The sequence below is a fragment of the Pseudonocardia sp. NPDC049635 genome (genome assembly GCF_040659795.1).
GTDB lineage: Bacteria > Actinomycetota > Actinomycetes > Mycobacteriales > Pseudonocardiaceae > Pseudonocardia.
The window spans coordinates 1-18,948 of sequence record NZ_JBFAON010000037.1 but is presented as its reverse complement, the minus strand read 5'-3'; the positions used below and the strand labels follow the sequence as shown (position 1 = coordinate 18,948).

Below are 18,948 nucleotides of genomic sequence, written 5' to 3'. Positions count from 1 at the left end.
GGATCACCGGCCGAGCGCGGTGCCGGTGCTGGCCCGGCGCCGCGCCGGGACCTACCGTCATCGGCATGTCCGAGCGCGAGCCCGTCGGGGACCACCTGCTCGACGGCCCACCGGTGATCGCCCGACCGGAGGGCAGGCCGTTCGGTGCCTCGACCGCCGCAGCGGAGCTGGACCCGTCGGGCCCGGACCCGGCGGGCCGCGCGGTGCTCGCCGAGCTGGCCGGGGCGCTGGCCGGGGACCGGGTCCGCACCGACCCGGACACCGTCCGCCCCTACGTGCACGACGAGGCCGAATGGGCCGAGCACGGCACCCCGCTGTGCCTGGTCCGGCCCCGCAGCGCCGCCGAGGTCGCCACCGTGGTCGCCGCCTGCGCGCGGCACCGGGTCCCGGTCGTCCCGCGCGGCGCGGGCACCGGACTGTCCGGTGGCGCGAACGCCGTCGAGGGCTGCGTGCTGCTGTCGCTGGAACGGATGACCGCGATCAGGGAGATCTCGCCGGGGGAGCGGCTCGCCGTCGTCGAACCGGGGGTGGTGAACGACGACCTGCGCGCCGCCTGTGCCGAGCAGGGGCTCTGGTACCCACCGGACCCGGCGTCGGCGCCCTGGTCGACGATCGGCGGCAACGTGGCCACCAACGCGGGCGGGCTGTGCTGCGTGAAGTACGGCGTCACCCGCGACTCGCCGCCTTCACCGAGCACGGTGCGAGCGAGGCGATGGCCTCCACCGACCCGGTGGAGGCCGAGGCGCTCTTCGCGGCCCGGCGGATGGCCTACCCGGCACTCGAACAGCTCGGGATGGGAATGCTGACCGAGGACGTCTGCGTGCCCCGGAACCGGATGGCGCAGATGCTGGGCAGGATCGAGGAGATCGGGCGCAGGCTCGACGTGCGGATCGCGACCGTCGCGCACGCCGGCGACGGGAACCTGCACCCGCTGATGCTGACGCCGCACGACGACCCCGCTGCGCGCAGCCGCACCCGGACCGCGTTCGACGAGATCATCACCGCCGCTGTGGACCTGGGCGGCACGGTCACCGGTGAGCACGGCGTCGGGTTGCTCAAACGGGAGGGCATGGAGCGCGAGCTCGGGCCGCGGGTGGTGGCGCTGCAGCGCGCGGTCAAGGCGGCGCTCGACCCGCACGGCATCCTCAATCCGGGCAAGGCCGTCTGAACCGTCCCCCGGATGGCGGCGACTACCCCGGGTGGTCGACGGGAACCCTCACCGCATGAGTGACACCCGCACGACCAGCACATCGTCCGACGAACTCGCCTACCGCGGACCGGCGCACACCGGTGCCCCCCGGCTGACCGGGCTGCCCGGGCTGCACGGTGTGCGGACGGTGACCGACGCGGAGGTCCGTGAGCAGGAGCGCTTCGACACTCCCGACCTGCGGCTGTCCGCGGCCGGGATCGAGCTCGTCGTCGAGCGGGTCGTGCCGGACCGGGCGAGCTCGCGACCCGGTACCGCAGCCTGGGTGCTGCGGCTCCCGGACGGCGAGCCCGGTGAGGAGCTGCGCATCGACCTGCCGGAACCGCAGGTGGAGGGCGCCGGCGGCGACACCGGCTCCGGGGGGGTCCCGGAGGAGATCGACACGCTGGTCCGGCGGGTCCGCGGGGACGCCGAGCTGGGGCCGGTCGGCCGGGTGCACGTGGTGCGTGCCGTCGAGCAGCTGCACGACGCCTCCGGCCGCGAGCTGGCCCTGCTGCGCCGCGACCAGGTGCGGGTCGCCACGCTCGGGGCGTCCACCGCGGTGGAGAGCTGGACCGAGACCGTGGTGCGGCCCGGCGCGGCCCCGACCGAGCTGCTCCAGCAGATCGACGAGGCCTTGCGCACGACCGGTCTGAGTCGTGGCCCGGGTGTCGCCCAGCGGCGGCTGATCGAGCTGCTCACCGCGGCGGGCGTCGCCGAGCCACCGCGGCGGACCGGCCGGAAGGGAAGCGCGGGCGCGGTGCTGCTCGGTTACCTGGGCGAGCAGGTCGACACGCTGACCGCCCGGGAGCGGGACCTGCGCGACGGCGTACCGGACGCGGTGCACCAGATGCGGGTCACCGCCCGGCGCGCACGCAGCGCCCTGCGCACCTACCGCAAGCTCCTGGAAGGCCCCCGGGTGGCGCACCTGATCGCCGAGCTGCGCTGGCTGGGTCGCGCGCTCGCCGGGGAGCGCGACGCCGAGGTGCAGCAGGAACGCCTCGACGCCCGGCTCGCCGAGCTCGAACCGGAGCTGCTGCTCGGGCCGGTGCAGGCCGCCGTCACCCGGCACTTCGCCCGGACCCGCGCCGAGACCGGCGCGGCCGTGCTGGAGGTCGTCGACGGCGACCGGTACGCGGCGTTGAAGGGAGCGCTGCGCAGGCTCCTGGCCGATCCGCCGCTCTCGGCGCAGGCGGCCGGCCCGGCCGCGCGGACGATGCCCGCGATGGTCGGCCGGACCGCCCGCAAGCTCGACCGCCGGATGGAACGTGCGCTGGGCGACCTGGAGTCCGGGCAGGTGGCACCGGTGTCGCTGCACGACGCCCGCAAGACCGGCAAGCAGCTCCGCTACGCCACCGAGGTGGTCCGCCCGGTCGCCGGCTCCGACGCCCGGCGGTTCGCGAAGCGGCTCAAGCGGGTGCAGCGGGTGCTGGGCGACCACCAGGACGTCGTCGTCTCCCGGGACCTGCTGCGCACCCTCGGTGCCCGGGCGGGCGCGGAGAACGGCAACGGGTTCACCTTCGGCGTGCTGCACGGCAGGGACACCGCCCAGATGCTGGAGCTGGAACGGCAGCTGCCCGGCGTCTGGGCCGAGGTGTGGACGTCGAGGGCCCGGCGCTGGATGCGGGACTAGCCTCTCGGGCGTGACCGAACCCCGCGACGCCGTGGCCGACCTGCGGCGGATCGCGTTCCTGTTGGAACGGGCCGGCGAGTCCACCTACCGGGTCCGCGCGTTCCGCGCCGCGGCCGCCGCGCTGCGCGGCCGCGACGCCGACGAGCTGGCCCGGCTGCACGCGTCCGGTGGGCTGACCGATCTGCGCGGCGTCGGTGAGGTCACCGCCCGCTGCGTCGGCGAGTCGGTGTCCGGTGAGGAGCCGGTGTACCTGCGTCGGCTGGAGGACGCGGTGGCCCGGGCCGACGCCGACGGCGTCCCGCTGGCCGAGGCGGCGCAGCGGCTCCGGGAGTCGCTGCGCGGGGACTGCCACAGCCACACCGACGCCTCCGACGGCGGTTCCCCGCTCGCCGAGATGGCCGAGACGGCGATCGCGCTGGGGCACGACTACCTCGTCGTCACCGACCACTCCCCGCGGCTCACCGTGGCCAACGGGTTGTCCGCCGAGCGGCTGCGCCGCCAGCTCGACGAGGTCGCGGTGCTCAACGAGCGGATAGCGGCCGGTGGCTCCGGGTTCCGGGTGCTCACCGGGATCGAGGTCGACATCCTCGACGACGGGAGCCTCGACCAGTCCGAGGAACTGCTCGGGCAGCTGGACCTCGTGGTCGCCAGCGTGCACTCGAAACTGCGGATGCCGTGTGCGGAGATGACGGCCCGGATGCTCGCCGCGGTCGCGAACCCGCACGTCGACGTGCTGGGGCACTGCACCGGCCGGATGGTCACCGGGCGCCGCAAGCGTCCGGAGTCGGAGTTCGACGCGCAGCGGGTGTTCGACGCCTGCGCCGAGCACGGCGTCGCCGTCGAGATCAACTCGCGCCCGGAGCGGCTGGACCCGCCCAAGCGGCTGTTGCGCCTGGCCGTCGAGGCGGGTTGCGAGTTCACGATCGACACCGACGCGCACGCCCCCGGCCAGCTCGACTGGCTCGACCACGGGTGCGCCCGGGCGGTGGCCTGCGGGGTGGAACCGGGGCGGATCCGCAACACCCGCGACGCGGCCGGACTGCTGAGCCGCTGACGGTGGCGGGCCCGCCGCACCGTCCGCACCGATCCGTTCAGCGCAGCTCGAAGTCCGCGAAGTCGAAACCGGGGGAGACCACGCAGCTGACCAGGACCGGACCCTCGCCCAGCGGCGCGGCCCGCTGCCACACCCCGGGCGGGACCTCCCGCTGGGGCAGAACCGCCGCCGTACCCGCCCCCGGCGGGCCGGGCGGCCCCAGCCGGAGCGCGACCGGGTCACCGGGGTCGTCGCGGTCACCGGCGAGGAGGAGCTCGGCCTCCGGGCCGGAGTGCCAGCACCACAGCTCGGTCGAGCGCACCCGGTGCCAGCGTCCCGGCTCGTCGAGCAGGTAGAGGATCGCGGTCGCCGAGGGCCGCGGCCCGTACGGCGTGTCGACGGTGACCGGCGAGGTCCAGGTGCGGCGGTACCAGCCGCCCTCGGGGTGCGGTGCGAGGTCCAGCGCGACAGCGACACCAGGACGGACCATCCGGCCACCCTCCCATCGTTCGACGCCGCCGCTCGGGCGGGGTCACCCGGGGTGAGGGGGCGAAGGGGTCCGGTCACCGGGGGTGCGCGCCGCCCTGATCGGGGGAGACCCGGACGGGTGCTTCCGCTGGCCTCGCGCACCGTCGGCTCGTCAGATGGGACGAGCGGTGACGCGAGGGACAGGAGTGATCCACGGTGCGGACGAGGACGAGAACCGGTCTGGCGGCACTGACGGTGCTGGCCGCGACGGTGGCGGTGTCGGCGACGACCACCGTGGCGGGCACCTCCGCCGCGTCGGCGGCACCGGTGGTGGTGGGCCGGGGCGACCCGGGCCCGGCCGGACCCGGCACCGACCCGCCGTCGGAGCCCCGGCCCGGTACGGCGCAACCCGGTACGGCGCAGCCCGGTACGGCGCAACCCGGTACAGCGCAGCCCGGTACGGCGCAGCCCGGTACGGCGCAGCCCCCGTCGAGGTGCCCGGTGACCGCGGCCGAGCGGTACGGCTGGGGCGAACCCGACCGGCACTCCGACTTCGAGGGCGTCGACGAGGTCCCGCCGGACTGGCATCCCTACGGCCCCGAGCCCGGCCACGCGAAGAACGGTGTCCGAACCCCGGACGCGGTGACCGTGACCGACGGCGTCATGTCCATCACCGCCGACGCCGAGGGCACCACCGGCGCGGTCAGCTGGCACCCCGGCCAGCGGCACGGCCGCTGGGAGGCGTGCGTCCGGTCGGACGAGGCCAGCGGCGGGCTCAACGCGCTGCTGCTGCTCTGGCCGGTGGCCGAGGACTTCCCGGTCGGCGGCGAGATCGACTGGATGGAGATCCTCTCCGACGACCGCCAGGAGACGAGCTTCTTCCTGCACTACGGGCCGGACAACGACCAGGACCACGGCGCCACGCAGCACGACTCCACCGAGTGGTCGGCCTACGCGCTGGAGTGGACGCCCGAGAAGATGACCGCCTACGTCGACGGCGAGCAGTGGTACAGCAACACCACCACCGACCACTTCCCGCCGCGCCCGATGAACATGACCATGCAGCTCGACTACTTCCCGCCGGCGGGAGGTCCGACCGCGATGCACATGGACTGGGCGAGCCAGTGGGCGATCCCGGAGAGCGAGCCCGCGACGCTGAGCCTGCCACCGGGAGCGAACGCGACCGGTCAGCCGCGTGACTACCCGGAGCGGGCGCCGCGCGAGCTGACGCCGGACGAGCAGCAGGCCCAGGACGCGATGCTGGCCGGTCGGTAGCGGATCAGCTCTCGGCGTCGAGCTCGGCGCGGGTCGGCGGGTCCGCACCGTGGCGCGAGCAGGTGATGGCGGCGGCGGTGACGGCCTCGCCCAGCACGCCGTCCAGCGCGTCCCGGCCGATCCGGTACAGGTCCTCGCGGGCGCTCGCGCCCAGCAGCCCGCGCCGGTGCAGCCCGGCCAGCAGCGCCGCGGAGAAGCTGTCCCCGGCACCGACGGTGTCCACCACGTCGACCTTCCGCCCGGGCAGCACGCTGTGCAGGCCCGAGGCGGTGCCCGCGAGCACCCCGTTCGCCCCCAGCGTGACGACGACGACCGCGGGCCCCAGCTCCAGCCACTCGCCGACCACGTCGCCCGGCTCCCGTCCCGGGTGCAGCCACGCGAGGTCCTCCTCGCTGACCTTCACCACGTCGGCCAGGCCGAGCAGCTCGTGCACGCCGGGCAGCACCTCGTCCGGCGACCCCATCAGCAGCGGCCGGAAGTTCGGGTCGTAGCTGACGGTGGCGGTGTCCACGGCGCTCGCCATCAGCTCCCGCAGCACCTCCGCGCCGGGCGCCGTGGTGAGTGCGAGCGAGCCGGAGTGGACGGCCACGACCGGCCCGGCCGGGCCGTCGTCGAGGGCTCCGGCCAGCTCGTCCGGGGTCCACTGCCAGTCCGCGGTGCCCTCGACCCGGAAGTCGTAGATGGCCTGCCCGTCGTCGGCCAGCTCGATGATCGCCAGCGACGACGCCTCGTCCGCCTCGACCGCGTGCGAGAGGTCGACGCCGTTGGCCGCCAGGTGGTCGCGCAGCCTGCGCCCGAGCAGGTCGTCGGCCAGCCGCGCCAGCATCCGGGCGGGCACCTCGAGCCGGGCCAGCCCGACCGCCACGTTCGCCGGACTGCCACCGGGCGCGAGCTCCCAGTAGTGCTGTATCGATGCGCGGTCCGCGTCCGCTCCCCGCTGTATCGATGCGCGGTCCGCGTCCGCTCCCCGCTGGACGGGAGCGGGCACGATGTCGACGAGGGCCTCACCGGCGACGGCGATCGTCCCGCGGGGTGCGCGTCCGGCAGCTGAGTCGGGCATAGGGGGAACTCTGCCACGATCGCAGAGCGTGGTACTCATGTCGGGTGCCCCGGAAGATCCCGGTCGTGGTGCTGGCCGGGTTCCTCGGAGCCGGCAAGACGACCCTGCTGAACCATCTCCTCGTCGCCGGCGGGGACACGCGCATCGGTGTGGTCGTCAACGACTTCGGCTCGGTCGGGATCGACGCGATGCGCCTGGCCGGCCAGGCCGGTGGCGTCGTCGGGCTCGGCAACGGGTGCCTGTGCTGCGAGATCGGCGAGGGCGGCATCGGCGAGGTGCTCGCGGACCTGACCCGGCGCCGGGACGAGATCGACGTGATCGTCATCGAGGCCAGCGGGATCGCCGAGCCGGGCACGCTGGTCCAGCTGGTGCTCGACGCGCTGGGCCCGCACCTGAGCTTCGGCGGGCTGGTCCAGGTCGTCGACGCCGCCGAGTTCGAGGCGACCCGGCGGCAGCACCCGCAGCTGGACCGGCACGTCGGGATGGCCGACCTGGTGGTGCTGAACAAGATCGACCGGGTCGGTCCGGGCCCGCTGTGGCGGGTCCGCAGGCTCTGCCGGGAGGCGAACCCGCGGGCCCCGATCGTCCCGGTCCGGGAGGGCATGATCGATCCGGCGTTGCTGTTCGACATCGAGATCGTCCCCGGCCGCCAGCTGATGCTCGGCGAGCAGGTCCGCGACATCCCCGTCGACGGTGACCACACCGCGCACCTGCACGCCGGCTACCAGAGCGTGACGTTCCTCTGCGACGAGCCGCTGGACGCCGCCCGGCTGCAGGAGCTGCTCGACGCCCGCCCGGCCGGGCTGTACCGGGTCAAGGGCTCGGTGCGGTTCGCCGCCGCCCCGTCCCGGGAGCGCTGGGACCTGCACACCGTCGGCCGCTATGTCCGGTTCCACCGCAGCCGGTGGGAGGCGGGTGAGCCCCGGCGCACCACGCTCGTGCTGATCGGCACGGGGCTCGACGAGGACGCACTGCAACGGTCCTTGCAGGCCTGCGTCGCCCGGGACGGCGACCGCCGCGATCCCGACGCCCTGCTGCCGGTGGCCCGCTACGCGGTGTGACCGCGCCGACGGGCTCAGACGGCGGTGAGGTCGGGCCCGGTCGCCGGTTCGGTGAGCGAGTGCAGCGCCTGCGCCGCCCACTCCTCACCGCCGCCGACGGCGGTCCACAGCAGCGCGCCGAGGCTGCGGGTGGGATCGATCCGCCCGGCCTGCCAGGACCGGCTCGCGGCGAGCCGCTCCGCGCGGGCGCAGAGCTGCCACGCCGCTGAGCCCCGGTCGGTGACGTCGACCGCGAACCGGGTGTGCCCGAACCGTGCGCGGTAGGCCCGCACCGGGTCGGTGACCGCGTGGATCACCGACAGCACGGCGATCACGGCGGCGAAGGACACGGTCAGTGCGACCAGGAAGGTGAGCACCGACCAGGTCCAGCTGTTGTCACCCGTGGTGACGGCCACGACGAGCGAGGTGATGACGGCACCGGCGGTCATCGCACCCGCGGGGAGCCGGGTCCAGACGAGGTCACCGGCATCGTCGATCACGTAGGAGGTGCCGGCGACGAGCGCCGGGTCGTGCACCCGGTAGCCGTGACGGGTACGCACGAGGGTGGGGAGGCGATCGGTGGGGGCACCGGTGGGGACGTCGGTCATGCTCGTGCTCGATCTACTAGAAAGCCACTGCTCGCGGCCCACCGGATGGCCGTCGCGCCCGGTCAGTCGCCCACGATGCCGGTGTGTGTTACAGGTGCACAACGAAAATGTCGTGGATCACAGAGGTGCGCTCGGTCACGCCTGCCGGTGATCGTCAGACGTTCGGCCACGGGTCGCCCCACGCGGTGTCGCGGGCGGCTCGGAAGTGCTCTCGGCGACTGCGTGGAACGGGGGTGTCGCGCAGCGTCCCGTCCGCCGAACAGACACGCAGCGTCACGAGTCCTTTGCGGGAACGCGGATGCCGGACCACCCGTCCGGGAGCGGGCCCGCCGGTGCCGGAGCGGCTCGCGACGACGTAGGAGAACTTCTCGTCCTCGTGACCCAGCGAACCCGCCTTGAGTGCGCGGTGCCGCTGGCTGCGGCTCACCCTGACCGCGAAGTGACACCAGTCCTCGCCGGTCACCGGGCAGGCTCCCGAGTGCGGGCAGGGTGCCACGATGCTCATCCCGGCCGCGATCAGCCGGGCTCGTGCCGCCAGCACGCGGGCGTACCCGGCCGGCGTGCCCGGTTCGACGACGACCACCACCGGGGCCGCCCGGGCAGCGGCGTCGACCAGCGCGTCCCGCACCGGTGCCGGCAGCTCGCCGAGCAGGTAGCAGGCCGTCACCAGGTCCGTCACGGGGAGCTCGGTCCCGGTCCCGAGCACCACCGGCTCCCAGCGCGCGTCCCGGACGGCGGTCGCGGTGGCACCGGCGGCGAGGCGGGTCCCCAGCGCGCGGGCCGGCGCGGCCGCCTCCAGGACCGTCGCCCGGCGCAGCGAGGGCCAGGTCTGCGCCACCGCCCAGACGGCCGCGCCGGTGCCGCCGCCGAGGTCGAGCAGCTCCCGCGGCTCGGGCACCCGGCCTGCGGCCCGGCCCAGCACGTCGAGCACGGCGGCGTGCGTGGCCGGCATCCGGTACGCCGCGTAGGCCGCCGCGTCGTCGGCGGTACGCAGGATCGGTGCGGCGGGAACCGACCCGCTGCGGTAGTCGCCGATCAGCCGGTCCACCACCGGGCCGAGTCGCCCGGCCGGGACCGGATCGAGCGCGTCGTCGAGTGCCGCGGCCAGATCGGCCGCGAGATCGGTGCCAGGGGCCTCGGGCGCGCGACTCACGCCTCCATCACACCAGCCCGGTCCGGTCAGCCGCGCGCGGCCGCCAGCAGCGGGTCGTCGGCGGCGTCGAGCAGCGGCACCTGGAGCCGCGCCCACGGTGAGAGGCCGGACCCGGGATCGTCGGCGGCGGCCCGGAACCGCTCCCAGCTCCACCAGCGGACGTCCTCGACCTCGTCGGGCCGGGGATCCGGTTCACCGGTGATCCGGGCGACGAACACCGGGCACAGCTCGTTCTCCTCCACACCGTCCTGGGACGCCCGGTAGCTGAAGTCGGGCAGCACCAGCCGCAGCTCGGTGGCCCGGATCCCGAGCTCGTCGGAGAGCCTGCGGTGCACCGCGGCCGCGATGTCCTCGCCGGGGGCCGGATGACCGCAGCAGGTGTTCGTCCAGACGAGCGGGAAGGCGGCCTTGCTCCGGGACCTGCGGGTCACCAGCAGGCGGCCCGAGTCGTCCAGCCCGTAACAGGAGAACGCCAGGTGGCGGGGGGTGCTCTCGCCGTGCACGGTCGCCTTGTCGGCGACCCCGACCGGGTTGCCGTCGTCGTCGAGCAGCACGACCTGTTCCATGTGTCCTGTCTACCCGACCGGGTCCGCACCGGCCCGGCGACGGTGACGGATCACCCATGTCGCCGACACCGTCGTACCCGCGTGTCATTCTACTTGCGAACACCAACGGTGGACGGGGCCGGCGCAGCGTCCGCGCCGCGAATCCGGTCGCCACCCGGGATCGTGTCGTGTTGACTCGATCCCGCGGTGGCGAGCCCGCAGGGCCCGAACGTGCAGTACCGAACCCACCGTGGCCGGGCATCCGTACCGGTCCGACGTCCGACACACAGGAGGCGACCCGCCGTGACGACCGAGCCGACGACCGAGCCCGCCGAGGCCGAACGGCTCCCGGCGGGTGCACCGCTGATCATCGCGCTACTCGTCGGTTCCGCGTTCGTGATGATCCTGAACGAGACGATCATGAGCGTGGCGATGCCCGCGCTGATCGCCGACCTCCACATCACCGCGGCGACCGCGCAGTGGCTGACCAGTGGTTTCCTGCTGACGATGGCCGTGGTCATCCCGATCACCGGGTACCTGCTGCAGCGGTTCCCGCCGCGCGCGGTCTACCTGGCGGCGATGACGCTGTTCGCCGCGGGCACCCTGCTCTGCGCGCTCGCGCCCACCTTCGGGGTGCTCCTCGTGGGTCGGGTCGTGCAGGCGTCCGGCACCGCCGTGATGATCCCGCTGCTGATGACGACGATCCTGCGGCTGGTCCCGGTCTCCCGCCGTGGGCAGACGATGGGCACCATCTCGATCGTGATCGCGGTGGCGCCCGCGGTCGGGCCTGCGCTGTCCGGGGTGATCCTCTCCGCGCTCGGCTGGCGCTGGATGTTCTGGCTGGTCCTGCCGATCGCGCTGGTGGCGCTGGCGGCCGGCGCGGCCCGGTTGCGGATCACCGCCGAGACCTCGAAGACCCCGCTGGACGTGCTGTCCGTGCTGATCTCCGCGATCGCCTTCTCCGGGCTCGTGTACGGCCTGTCCGCGATCGGTGAGTCGGCCGCCGCGGGGGGTGGCGAGGAGGGCCTGCCGGCCTGGGTCCCGCTGGTCGTCGGCCTGCTGGCACTGGCCGTGTTCGTGTACCGGCAGATCCGGCTGCAGCGGACCGCCGCGCCGCTGCTCGACCTGCGTCCGTTCGCGATCCGCCGCTACACGATGGCGGTGATCCTGGTGGCCGTCGGCTTCATGTCGCTGTTCGGCGCGATCATCCTGTTGCCGCTCTACATCCAGGACGTGCTCGGCGGCAGCGCGTTCGTCGCCGGTCTGGTGGTGCTGCCGGGCGGGCTGGTGATGGGGCTGGTCGCGCCGTTCATCGGCCGGGCGTACGACCGGGTCGGGGCGCGCCCGCTGGTGATCCCGGGTGCGCTGTTGCTTAGCGCGGTCATGTGGGGGTTCACCACGCTCGGTGCGACGTCGCCGATCTGGCTGGTCGTCCTGCTGCACATCGGTCTGTCGGTGGCGCTCGGGCTGATGTTCACGCCGCTGATGACCGACGCGCTCGGTGCGCTCCCGGGCGAGCTGTACTCGCACGGCAGCGCCATCCTCACCACGCTGCAGCAGGTCGCGGGCGCCGCCGGAACGGCACTGTTCATCACCGTGATGACGCTGGCCTCGGCCGGTTCCGGGGTGGACGCGGCCGGGGTGCACGCGGCGTTCCTGACCGCGGCGTTCGTGTCGCTGCTCGTGCTGGTGGTCGCGCTGTTCGTCGGTCGCCGGGAGGCCCCGCGGGCGGCGGCGGGGGCCACCGGCGGGTGATCCCGTGGTCCGGCGCCCGTGCTGCGGTGCCGGACCGTCGGCCCGGCCGGGGTCCCGGCTGCGGCGCCCGCCCGGTGGCCGACGGGAACGACGGGGGGCCCGGCGTCGGCGCAGTTCGCCGGGTGCGGGCGCAGATCTGCGCGAAACCCCCTATATAGCAAGTAGCTCTATAACAAGAGCATTGTTATAGAGTTGAGGGCCGTTACGCTTGTTTTCGTGACTGATCCGGCTTCTCCGGCCGTGCCCACCGGGCGGCGCGGTCAACGACTGACATATCTGGTGAAACGGTTGGAAATGGCCGAGCGGGCCCGTCTCGAGGAGCGTCTGCGGCCGCTCGGGGTGACGCTCGGCCAGTACACGGCACTGAGCGTGCTGGAGCGTCGGGGCGGTCTGTCCTCGGCCCAGCTGGCCCGCCGGCACTTCGTGACCCCGCAGGCGATGCAACAGCTCGTCGCGGGGATGGAGCGCGACCAGCTCATCGAGCGCCGGGCGGACAGCGCCAACCGGCGGATCCTGCGCGTCTGGTTGACCGAGCACGGGGAGCGGATGCTCTCCGCCTGCCACCAGGCGGCCGACCAGGTGGAGAAGCGGATGCTCGCCAACCTGGAGCAGGCCGAGGCGGCGACCTTCACGATCAACCTGGAGCGCTGCCTGGACGCGCTGACCGAACCGGACGGTTACATCGAGCCGCCGCCGGCGGATGCGGGTCTCGACGCCTGATCCGTATCAGCAGCTTTGCTGTCAACGATTCTGATATCGCGTGTCGTGTGAGGGAGAGATGAGCCCGATCACCGGCCCGGGCCTCGGCCTGGGAACCTGGCCTGCCCGTCGGGCCCGCATCAGCCCGGACGCCCCCGCACTCGTCGACCGGCGCAGGTCGCTGACCTACGCCGAACTGGCGCACCGTGTCGCCCAGGTCGCCGGCGGTCTCGCCCGCAACGGGGTCCGCCGCGGTGACCGGGTCGCCTATCTGGGCGTGAGCGCCGTCGAGGTGCTGGAGACCTGCTTCGCCGCCTGGTCGCTGGGAGCGATCGCGGTCCCGCTCAACCACCGACTGGCCGGCCGGGAGCTGCGGTACCTGCTCGAGGACTGCGGCGCCTGCGTGCTGGTCCACAGCGCCGATGCGGCCGAGCTCGTCGCCGACGCCGCTCCGTTGCCGCCGTCGGTGCGCCGACTCGTCGCGGTCCGCCCCGACCCGTCCCGTCCCACCGGGGCCCTCGTCGCCGACACCGAGTTCGAGACCGGTCTCGCGACCGGCCCCCCGGCCGCCGCCGACGGGGACACCGGCCTGGACGACCCGGCGGTGCTCCTCTACACCTCGGGCACCACCGGACGACCCAGGGCGGCGATCCTCACCCACGGGAACCTGACCTGGAACACGGTCAACCAGCTCGCACACATCGACCTGCTCTCCACCGACCGCACGCTGTGCGTCTCGCCGCTGTTCCACTGCGTCGGGCTCAGCCAGGTCACCCTTCCCGCGCTGTTCAAGGGTGCGAGCGTGGAGCTGGTCGAACGCTTCGACCCGGCGCGGGTACTGGGCCGGATCACCGACGCCGGGATCACCGGATTCGCGGCGGTGCCCACCATGCTGCAGATGCTCTGCGAGCACCCCGACTGGGACGCCACCGACCTGTCCTCGCTGCGCACCGTGGTCTACGGCGGGTCGCCGGTACAGGAGCGGGTGGCGCGCGCCTGGCTGGACCGGGGGGTGCACCTGCAACAGGGCTACGGGATGACCGAGGCGTCGCCGGGCGTCTACATGGCGACCCGGGACGGCACCGCCGCGCATCCGCCGACCTCGATCGGGGTCCCGCACTTCTTCACCGACGTCGCGATCCTGCGTGCGGGCGGCCCGGCGCCGGTCGACGCCGAGCCGGGCGAACTGCTGGTCCGCGGCCCGCACGTCGGGCCCGGCTACTGGGAGCGGCCGGAGGAGACGATCGGGTCCCGGGTGGAGGGTGGCTGGTTCCGCACCGGTGACGTCGTGCGGGCCGATCCCGACGGTTGGGCGTTCGCCGTGGACCGGGTGAAGGACATGTACATATCGGGCGGTGAGAACGTGTACCCCGCCGAGGTGGAGGCCGTTGTGCTCGGGCACGCCGCGGTGGCGGACTGCGCCGTCGTCGGGATCGCCGACGAGCGCTGGGGTGAGGTCGGCGTCGCGTACGTCCAGCCCCGTGCGGGCGCGGTCGTCGACCCGGACGAGCTGCGCGGGTACCTGGCCGCGCGACTCGCCGGCTACAAGGTGCCCGCGTACGTCGAGCTGGTCGACGAGCTGCCGCGCAACGCCACCGGCAAGATCCGGCGGGTCGAGCTGCAGGAGCGGGCGGCCGCCCGATGACCGCGGTGGACCGGGCCGGGCCGCGGTCGCTGCCCGCCTCGCTGACGACCGAGCGACACGACGACGTGCTGGTGCTGCGGCTCGCCCGCCCGGCGAAACGCAACGCGCTGGACGATGCGACCGTCCTGGGCGTCGAGGCGTTCTTCACCGACCCGCCGAGCGGCGTGCGTGCCGTCGTGCTCGACGCCGAGGGCGACCACTTCTGCGCCGGGCTCGACCTGTCCGAGCTGGGTGACCGGGACGTCGTCGCGGCGATGGAGCACTCCCGGATGTGGCACCGTGCCTTCGAGCGGATGGCCGAGGGCCGGGTGCCGGTCGTCTCGGTGCAGCGTGGCGCGGTGATCGGCGGCGGACTGGAGCTGGCCGCGGCCACGCACGTACGGGTCGCCGAACCGAGCGCCTTCTACGCGCTCCCGGAGGGTCAGCACGGTCTGTTCGTCGGCGGCGGGGGATCGGTCCGCCTGCCCCGGCTGATCGGCGCCCACCGGATGGCCGAGATGATGCTGACCGGCCGGGTGCTCGACGCCGCGGAGGGGTTCGCCTGCGGACTGTCCCACCACCTGGTGGGGCCCGGCGAGGGCCTGCCCAAGGCGCTCCGGCTGGCCCGCGCCGTCGCCGCCAACTCCGACCTGACCAACTTCGCGGTGCTGCAGGCCCTGCCGCGCATCGCCGAGGCCGCGCCCGCCCAGGGCTACCTGCTGGAGTCGCTGGTCGCCGCCGTCGCGGCCAGCAGCGACGAGGCGCAGGCCCGGATGCGAGCCTTCCTCGACGGCCGCGGTGGCCGGGTCGACGACGCCCGTACCTCGGCCTCCCGTTCCGGTCGCGGCTGACCCGCGCCAGGAGCCCGGGGCCGAGCGCGCCCGGGTCGAGCCGGCGCCCGAGGCCGATTCCGTCCGGCGCTGCGTACCTGCCCACCTCGGCCCCACCGGGTTGGGCGGACGCCGGTGTCCGGCGGATCGGCGGACCGTCCGGTCCGCACCGACCCTGCGGCTGATGGCCGAGGTGGGCGCGCCGGCGTTCTCGAACGTGTCCGGCGTCACACGTCCGCAGCGGTTCCGGCGACGCCCGGTCACCCTCCCCGATGGCCGGCGGCCCCGGCGGGTGGTCCCGCCACCGCCCGTCGATCCGGGGGTTCCGTGCGGCGGGCACGTCGTGCATCATGGCGTTACCAGTGGTAACGTTACCAGTGGTTACAGCACTTGACGTGCACCATGCGACGTCGTCGTCCGTGAGGAGTCGAGATGACCGCGACCGTTCCCGAGGCCAGGGCCGACCAGCCTGCCGAGCGGAAGGACACTGCCGAGCGGCTGCTGCGCTCGTCCGCGGAGCTGTCGTTCGACCCGACCACCCAGGTCGACTGGGAGACCCCGCTCGACCGCACCAAGCACGGCATGAGCCCGGAGTGGAGCAGCCTCTACGGCACCGCCTACTGGGACGAGCTGACCGAGGAGCAGCGCACCGAGCTGACCCGGCACGAGGCCGCATCGGTCGCCTCCACCGGGATCTGGTTCGAGATGATCCTCCAGCAGATGATGCTGCGGGACTTCTACGCCAAGGACCCGACCGACCCGTCGTTCCAGTGGGCGCTCACCGAGATCGCCGACGAGTGCCGGCACTCGATCATGTTCGCCCGTGGCTCGGCGAAGCTCGGCGCACCCGCCTACGTGCCGAAGCGGTCCACCATCGAGCTCGGCAGGCTGTTCAAGACGACCGCGAGCGGCGAGGCCGCCTACGCGTCGATCCTGGTCGCCGAGGAGGTCCTCGACGTCATGCAGCGCGACTGGATGCGCGACGAGCGCGTGGTCCCGTTCGTGCGCACCGTCTCCAACATCCACGTGGTCGAGGAGTCGCGGCACATGAAGTTCGCCCGCGAGGAGACCCGGGAGCACCTGCAGCGGGCCGGCCGGATGCGCAGGCAGTTCAACGCGTTCTACGTCTCCGCGGCGGCCTACTTCATCGTCTCCAGCATGTGGAACGAGAAGGTCTACGAGAACGTGGGCCTCGACCGGGAGCGCGCGCTGCGCGAGGCGAAGGCCAACGAGCACCACAAGGCACTGCTGCGCAGCTCCTGCGCCGGCCTGATGGAGTTCCTGTCCTCCTGCGGTCTGCTCACGAAGCCGGCGCTGTACTTCTACCGTCGCGCGAACCTGATCTGACAGCGGCGGCCCACCGTGCCCTTCGCGATCACCCAGACCTGCTGCACCGATGCCTCGTGCGTCTCGGTGTGCCCGGTCAACTGCATCCACCCGGCCCCCGGCGAGCCCGACTTCGGGACCACCGACATGCTCTACGTCGATCCGCGCACCTGCATCGACTGCGGCGCGTGCGCGGACGCGTGCCCGGTCGACGCGGTGTTCCCGGTGGAGCGGCTGAGCGCATCGCTGGCCGGGTACGCACAGGTCAACGCCGACTTCTACGCCGCACGACCGGTCTCGGCGGCGGCCGAGGAGGGGTCGCCGACGTTCCACGCCTGGCAGCAGCCGACGTTCACCCGCACCCTGCCCGCCGACATGGCGCCGCTGGAGGTCGCCGTCGTCGGGACCGGGCCCGCCGGCATGTACGCCGCGCAGGACCTGCTGCTGCACACCTCCTCCCGGGTCACGCTGGTGGACCGGCTCGACACCCCGGGCGGGCTGGTCCGGTTCGGCGTCGCCCCGGACCATCCCTCGACCAAGCGGATCGGCGAGATGTTCGCCCGCTTCCACCGCCACCCCCGGGTGCGGCTGCTCCTGGGCACCGAGGTGGGCAGCGACGTCACCGCCGACGAGCTCGCCCGGCGGCACGACGCGGTCGTGTGGGCGGTCGGAGCGCCGGTCCCGAAGGACCTGGACCTGCCCGGTGCCGGGCTGCCGGGCAGCATCGCCGCGGACACCGTCGTCGGCTGGTACAACGGCCATCCCGAGGTGCCCGCCGATGCCGTCGACACCTCGGTGTCGCGGGTCGTCGTGGTCGGCACCGGCAACGTCGCGATCGACGTGGCGCGGGTGCTCACCGCCCGCCCGGACGACCTGGCAGGCACCCCGGTCGCGGCGCACGTGCCGCCGGCGCTGCGTGCGGGCGCGATCCGGGAGGTCGTGCTGCTGGCCCGACGCGGGCCGGAGGCGGTCGCCGCGACCGCGCCGGAGCTGCGCGAGCTGCTCGGCCGGTCCGGTGTGGACGTGCTGGTCGACGAGCACGACCCGCGCATCACCGAGTCGCTGGACGGGCCCGCCGTCGGTGCCGCGCACGCCCTGCTCCAGGGCGCGGCCCGGGAGAAGATCGACTGGTCGGTCCCGGCGGAGCGACCGCGGGTGGTGTTCCGGTTCCACTCCGCGCCGGAGCGGTTCGAGGGGTCCGCTCGGGTGCAGGCCGTGCACACCGCCGACGGGGCCGTCGTCCCCGCCGGGCTGGTGGTGCGATCGGTCGGCCACCGCGGACGCCCGGTCCCGGGGCTGCCCTTCGACGACGAGCGCGGCGTCGTCCCGAACGATGCGGGGCGGGTCGAGGGCAGACCCGGGCACTACGTGGTCGGCTGGATCAAACGCGGCCCCTCCGGTGGCATCGGGGCCAACCGCACCTGCGCTGCGGAGACCATCGGGTCGCTGCTGGACGACGCGGTCGCCGGGCGGCTGCCGGACCGGTCGGGGCACCCCTCACCGGTGCGCTCGGTGCTGCACCGGCTGCTCCGGAGCTGACGAGGCAGCACCGGGTGGCCCCCACGCGTGGCGTACCCGGCCGGCAGCCGAGGGCACCGCTGCGGTCGGGGCCGGCCGGGCGCCCGACCCGGTGCGCCGGGCCGGGGCCGCATCCGCAACCCGTCCCGTAGCCGTCAGCGGCTCGGCACGAGCAGCGACAGCGCGCCGCGCAGCACGTCGTCGAACCGTGCCGGGGGCACCGCCCGCCGCCAGCCGTCGAGCCTGCCGTGCACGACGACCCGGCCCGGCGCGATGTGCAGGTCGTGCAGGAACAACTGCGGGGGCAGCCCGGAGAGCGCCACGCTGCCCGAGCGGATCCCGCGCAGGGGGCTGCGGTCCACCAGCGCGCGGACCGACCGGCGCGTCTCGGCCGAACGCGGCGGCCCCATCCGGCGTCCCGCCACGGTGAGTCCGACGACCTTCCAGGTCACGGTGTGCCCGTGCACGGCGAGCTCCAGCTCGGCCGAGCCGAGACCCGGCCGGTGTCGCCGCCGGACCCGGGGCACCCCGTCGTCGATGGTCGGTTCCAGGCCCGGGGCGTGCTCGCAGAACCGCTCGGCGAGCCAGTCCGGGTCCAGCTCGGCCGTCAGCTCGACCGCTCCGGTGACCAGTTCGGGGGCGAACGCGGGGCGGATCCGGACGTGGTGGGCGACGAGGGTGAGCTCGCGCAACCGGACGGCGGGTGCGACGACGTCCCGGGCGGTGAGCCGTACCTCGTCGAGCCTGCCGGTGGCGAGCGCACGCCGGTCCAGGCCGGAGGTCGTCACCGCGGTGGGCACCAACCGGACGTCGCCCTGGCCGCTGCGCAGCGTCGTCTCCCGGCCCAGATAGCGCACGCGCACCGCCTCGACGACCGCGCGCAGCAGCAGGGCCGTTCCGGGGGCGGTGCCCGACGCCAGCAGCGCCGCGCTCCCGAGTACACCGGGAGCGGTCGCGGGCTTCGGTGTCGTCATTCCGCTCGTTGCTCCTTCGGCCCGCGGGTCGGGCCCCGGTGGGGCTGCTCCGAGCGTCGCAGGTCCGAGGTGCATCGGTGAACACCGGCCCGGCCGAATGCGCCGATGGGCGGTGGGCGAACGGCCGGTGGCCCGACGTCCGGGCCGGTCACGTCGAACACCCCCGCTCCGGAGCGGGGGGGGTGGACGGGTTTAGGGCGGGGCGGGGCCGTGAGGGGGCC

At 74.1% G+C, this 18,948-nt stretch carries 16 protein-coding genes and 1 pseudogene; 11 read left to right on the top strand and 6 right to left on the bottom strand.

Annotated elements, in window-relative coordinates; genetic code table 11:
• Positions 1-65 precede the first annotated feature (65 nt).
• The 3 genes and pseudogenes from AB0J24_RS27065 to AB0J24_RS27055 all read left to right on the top strand — a co-directional run bounded on the left by AB0J24_RS27065 (position 66) and on the right by AB0J24_RS27055 (position 3,873).
• A pseudogene (locus tag AB0J24_RS27065) lies at positions 66-1,168 on the top strand (FAD-linked oxidase C-terminal domain-containing protein).
• Between the two features lie 55 nt (positions 1,169-1,223).
• Positions 1,224-2,819: a CHAD domain-containing protein gene (locus AB0J24_RS27060; RefSeq protein ID WP_358686506.1), complete on the top strand. Its 1,596-nt coding sequence runs from the start codon at positions 1,224-1,226 to the stop codon at positions 2,817-2,819.
• A 10-nt stretch (positions 2,820-2,829) separates the two neighbouring features.
• Positions 2,830-3,873: a PHP domain-containing protein gene (locus AB0J24_RS27055; protein ID WP_358686504.1), complete on the top strand. Its 1,044-nt coding sequence runs from the start codon at positions 2,830-2,832 to the stop codon at positions 3,871-3,873.
• A gap of 37 nt (positions 3,874-3,910) precedes the next feature.
• Here the strand turns inward: AB0J24_RS27055 and AB0J24_RS27050 are convergent, their stop codons facing one another.
• Positions 3,911-4,342, bottom strand: a complete 432-nt coding sequence (locus tag AB0J24_RS27050; protein WP_358686502.1) for a cupin domain-containing protein — start codon at positions 4,340-4,342, stop codon at positions 3,911-3,913.
• Positions 4,343-4,536: 194 nt separating this feature from the next.
• Between AB0J24_RS27050 and AB0J24_RS27045 the strand changes: the two genes are divergently transcribed.
• Positions 4,537-5,595, top strand: coding sequence for a family 16 glycosylhydrolase (locus AB0J24_RS27045; protein WP_358686499.1), 1,059 nt, complete (start codon positions 4,537-4,539; stop codon positions 5,593-5,595).
• Positions 5,596-5,599: 4 nt separating this feature from the next.
• Here AB0J24_RS27045 and AB0J24_RS27040 read toward each other — a convergent pair whose 3' ends face one another.
• Complete coding sequence (locus AB0J24_RS27040) at positions 5,600-6,655, bottom strand: carbohydrate kinase (protein ID WP_358686497.1); 1,056 nt, start codon at positions 6,653-6,655, stop codon at positions 5,600-5,602.
• Between the two features lie 44 nt (positions 6,656-6,699).
• Here AB0J24_RS27040 and AB0J24_RS27035 point away from each other — a divergent pair, with 44 nt between their 5' ends.
• Positions 6,700-7,716 (top strand): GTP-binding protein, encoded by a 1,017-nt coding sequence (locus AB0J24_RS27035; protein WP_358686495.1) that lies wholly within the window; start codon positions 6,700-6,702, stop codon positions 7,714-7,716.
• Between the two features lie 14 nt (positions 7,717-7,730).
• Here the strand turns inward: AB0J24_RS27035 and AB0J24_RS27030 are convergent, their stop codons facing one another.
• From AB0J24_RS27030 to idi, 3 genes are all read right to left on the bottom strand, one after another.
• Positions 7,731-8,303 carry a hypothetical protein gene (locus AB0J24_RS27030; RefSeq protein WP_358686493.1) on the bottom strand — a complete coding sequence of 191 codons (573 nt, stop codon included), beginning with the start codon at positions 8,301-8,303 and terminating at the stop codon, positions 7,731-7,733.
• A gap of 154 nt (positions 8,304-8,457) precedes the next feature.
• Complete coding sequence (locus AB0J24_RS27025; protein ID WP_358686490.1) at positions 8,458-9,456, bottom strand: small ribosomal subunit Rsm22 family protein; 999 nt, start codon at positions 9,454-9,456, stop codon at positions 8,458-8,460.
• 26 nt (positions 9,457-9,482) lie between these two features.
• Positions 9,483-10,022, bottom strand: a complete 540-nt coding sequence (gene idi, locus AB0J24_RS27020; protein WP_358686488.1) for an isopentenyl-diphosphate Delta-isomerase — start codon at positions 10,020-10,022, stop codon at positions 9,483-9,485.
• 282 nt (positions 10,023-10,304) lie between these two features.
• Between idi and AB0J24_RS27015 the strand changes: the two genes are divergently transcribed.
• From AB0J24_RS27015 to AB0J24_RS26990, 6 genes are all read left to right on the top strand, one after another.
• On the top strand, positions 10,305-11,756 hold the full coding sequence (locus AB0J24_RS27015; RefSeq protein WP_358686486.1) for an MDR family MFS transporter: 1,452 nt from the start codon (positions 10,305-10,307) through the stop codon (positions 11,754-11,756).
• A 279-nt stretch (positions 11,757-12,035) separates the two neighbouring features.
• The gene (locus tag AB0J24_RS27010) at positions 12,036-12,476 is read left to right on the top strand and encodes a MarR family transcriptional regulator (protein ID WP_358686483.1); all 441 of its coding nucleotides are present in this window, start codon (positions 12,036-12,038) and stop codon (positions 12,474-12,476) included.
• A 58-nt stretch (positions 12,477-12,534) separates the two neighbouring features.
• Positions 12,535-14,100 (top strand): long-chain fatty acid--CoA ligase, encoded by a 1,566-nt coding sequence (locus AB0J24_RS27005; RefSeq protein ID WP_358686480.1) that lies wholly within the window; start codon positions 12,535-12,537, stop codon positions 14,098-14,100.
• Positions 14,097-14,930 carry a crotonase/enoyl-CoA hydratase family protein gene (locus tag AB0J24_RS27000; RefSeq protein WP_358686477.1) on the top strand — a complete coding sequence of 278 codons (834 nt, stop codon included), beginning with the start codon at positions 14,097-14,099 and terminating at the stop codon, positions 14,928-14,930. The genes AB0J24_RS27005 and AB0J24_RS27000 overlap by 4 nt, the downstream gene beginning before the upstream one ends.
• Before the next feature lie 411 nt (positions 14,931-15,341).
• Positions 15,342-16,256, top strand: a complete 915-nt coding sequence (locus tag AB0J24_RS26995) for a diiron oxygenase (RefSeq protein ID WP_358686475.1) — start codon at positions 15,342-15,344, stop codon at positions 16,254-16,256.
• Positions 16,257-16,271: 15 nt separating this feature from the next.
• Entirely contained in the window at positions 16,272-17,774 is a 1,503-nt protein-coding gene (locus AB0J24_RS26990) for an FAD-dependent oxidoreductase (RefSeq protein ID WP_358686473.1), read from the top strand.
• Between the two features lie 134 nt (positions 17,775-17,908).
• On the opposite strand, the gene AB0J24_RS26985 is transcribed toward AB0J24_RS26990, so the two are convergent.
• Positions 17,909-18,727 carry an LmeA family phospholipid-binding protein gene (locus AB0J24_RS26985; RefSeq protein WP_358686470.1) on the bottom strand — a complete coding sequence of 273 codons (819 nt, stop codon included), beginning with the start codon at positions 18,725-18,727 and terminating at the stop codon, positions 17,909-17,911.
• Between the last annotated feature and the right edge of the window lie 221 nt (positions 18,728-18,948).

Bases quoted from the DNA above. Each gene is read 5' to 3' on its own strand.
- AB0J24_RS27000 (WP_358686477.1), top strand. From the start codon at position 14,097: ATGACCGCGGTGGACCGGGCCGGGCCGCGGTCGCTGCCCGCCTCGCTG.
- idi (WP_358686488.1), bottom strand. From the start codon at position 10,022: ATGGAACAGGTCGTGCTGCTCGACGACGACGGCAACCCGGTCGGGGTC.
- AB0J24_RS27005 (WP_358686480.1), top strand. From the start codon at position 12,535: ATGAGCCCGATCACCGGCCCGGGCCTCGGCCTGGGAACCTGGCCTGCC.
- AB0J24_RS27060 (WP_358686506.1), top strand. From the start codon at position 1,224: ATGAGTGACACCCGCACGACCAGCACATCGTCCGACGAACTCGCCTAC.
- AB0J24_RS27050 (WP_358686502.1), bottom strand. From the start codon at position 4,342: ATGGTCCGTCCTGGTGTCGCTGTCGCGCTGGACCTCGCACCGCACCCC.
- AB0J24_RS26985 (WP_358686470.1), bottom strand. From the start codon at position 18,727: ATGACGACACCGAAGCCCGCGACCGCTCCCGGTGTACTCGGGAGCGCG.
- AB0J24_RS26995 (WP_358686475.1), top strand. From the start codon at position 15,342: ATGACCGCGACCGTTCCCGAGGCCAGGGCCGACCAGCCTGCCGAGCGG.
- AB0J24_RS27040 (WP_358686497.1), bottom strand. From the start codon at position 6,655: ATGCCCGACTCAGCTGCCGGACGCGCACCCCGCGGGACGATCGCCGTC.
- AB0J24_RS27030 (WP_358686493.1), bottom strand. From the start codon at position 8,303: ATGACCGACGTCCCCACCGGTGCCCCCACCGATCGCCTCCCCACCCTC.